The 1,832-nt window shown below is 70.6% G+C and carries 3 protein-coding genes; all 3 read right to left on the bottom strand.

Annotation, left to right across the window (positions count from 1 at the left end; all coding sequences use genetic code 11):
• On the bottom strand, window positions 1-547 hold a 547-nt coding region (locus tag ACWELQ_RS45050; protein ID WP_452403082.1), incomplete at its 3' end, for a YbhB/YbcL family Raf kinase inhibitor-like protein.
• Complete coding sequence (locus ACWELQ_RS45045; RefSeq protein WP_452403081.1) at window positions 544-1,041, bottom strand: LeuD/DmdB family oxidoreductase small subunit; 498 nt, start codon at window positions 1,039-1,041, stop codon at window positions 544-546. The genes ACWELQ_RS45045 and ACWELQ_RS45050, both read right to left, overlap by 4 nt.
• The coding region (locus tag ACWELQ_RS45040) for an aconitase family protein (RefSeq protein ID WP_452403080.1) at window positions 1,038-1,832 on the bottom strand (795 nt) is incomplete at its 5' end. The genes ACWELQ_RS45045 and ACWELQ_RS45040, both read right to left, overlap by 4 nt.

The following is a 1,832-nucleotide window of genomic DNA, read 5'->3' as shown; positions in this document are numbered from 1 at the left end:
CGATCAGTTTTCCACGGGCGAGGACATGGCCGTCGATCGCGGCGAGCGTGGTGGAATGGGTTGCGGTGAGGGTCGATCCACTGGCGCGATCAAGGGCCAGGAGCTGGAAGAGATAGCGGTGGGCGCCGTGGCCCGGCACCGGGCGCGGACCCGCGTAGCCGCGGCGGCGGAAGCTGCCCAGGCCCGCGACCAGGCCCGCGGTGGTGTTCCCGGCGTCGAGCGCCGCCTCCGGCAAACCTGTGCGGCCCGGGTCTATTCCGGTGAACAGGCCGTGCACGACCGGGCGGCGCAGCGGCGCGTCGGGGTCTTCGATGATCAGGATCAGTTCGGCGGCCTCGGGCGGCACACCAGACCAGTGCAGGGCCGGGGAGATGTCTTCGCCCACGCCTGCTCCCGCATGCCTGCGCGGGATCGGCTCGCCGTCGGCGAAAGCGGTGCTGCCGAGGACCAAGGTCTCGGGGACCTCACGCAGGGACGCGTGAAACCATGCGGTGGAATCCATTCCGGCACGCACCGGGCGAAGCAGGCGTCCGATCGCGGCGGTCATGACAGGAACCCCTGTGCGGCCAGGCGCGGGAGAATGCCGCCGCTGGCGATGATTTCCAGCAGGAGCGCGGGCAGCGGGCGGGTCGTGGCGGACTCGCTGGTGGTGTCGTTGCGGTAGTCGCCGGTGGCCAGGTCGAAGGTGCCGGTCTGGCCGTCCTGGAACATGGTGGTGACGCCGGGTGCGGTGAGCGCGGGCAGTCCCGCGTTCACGGCATTGCGGAAGAACAGCGAGTTGAAGCTCTCCGCGATCAGGGCGGCCACGCCGAGGTGCTGGAACAGCGCGGCGACCGGGCGGGAGGAGCCGACCCCGAAATTCGTTCCGGCCAGCACGATGTCGCCGGGCTCGACGAGGTCGGTCCAGCCGGGTCGCAGCTGGTAGAAGATGTGCCGGGCCGCCTCGGGGAGGTCGAGTTTCATGGCGTAGGCGGGGTACATGGCGTCGGTGTCGACGGAATCGCCGAAGACCCAGACACGGCCGGTGGTGGGGGAGGTCATGCGGTCACGCTCCGGGGATCGGTGAGGTAGCCGGTGACGGCGGAGGCGGCGACGGTGGCCGGGGAGGCCATATAGATGTCGGCCTCGGTGCTGCCCATGCGGCCGGTGAAGTTGCGGGTGCTCGAGGTCAGGCAGACCTCGCCGGGGCCGACCACGCCCATGTGGTAGCCGAAGCAGGCGCCGCAGGTCGAATTGGTCACCACGCCACCGGCATCCGCGATGTCCTGCAGATAGCCCAGCCGCATCGCGTCGCGGTACACCTGCTGGGAGGCGGGGGTGACCAGCAGCCGGACCCCGGGCGCGACGCTGCGGCCGCGCAGGATCTCCGCGGCGATCCGCAGATCCTCGAGCTGGCCGTTGGCGCAGGAGCCGATGAACGCCTGGTCGATGCGGCGGGGCTCGCTCTGCGAGACCGGAATTCCATTGCGGCTCACCGTGCCCGGCCGCGCCACATACGGTTCCAGGGTGGACAGGTCGAGGGTGCGGACGTCGGCGTACTCGGCGTCCGGGTCGGCGTCGGCGGGCACGAAATCGGTCACCCCGCGCTCGGCGAGGAACTCGCGCAGCAGCTCGTCGACGCCGAAGGTGGCGAAGTCGGCGGAGATCTCGGCGGCCTGGGTGGCGATCGTGCGCCGATCGTTGAGCGGCACCGTCGCCAGGCCGGGGCCGCCGAACTCGAGGTTCTGGTTGGTCGCGTCGCCGTATCGGTCCGCTAGATAAAGGAATCCGTCCTTGCCGCTGATCCCGGCGGGCAGCGCTCCGGTGAACTCGTAGCGCACGGTCGGGGCGAC

This window comes from Nocardia sp. NPDC004722 (genome assembly GCF_053601505.1).
The sequence above is the reverse complement of the archived record's forward strand: the minus strand, read 5'-3'. Positions and strand labels throughout refer to the sequence as shown.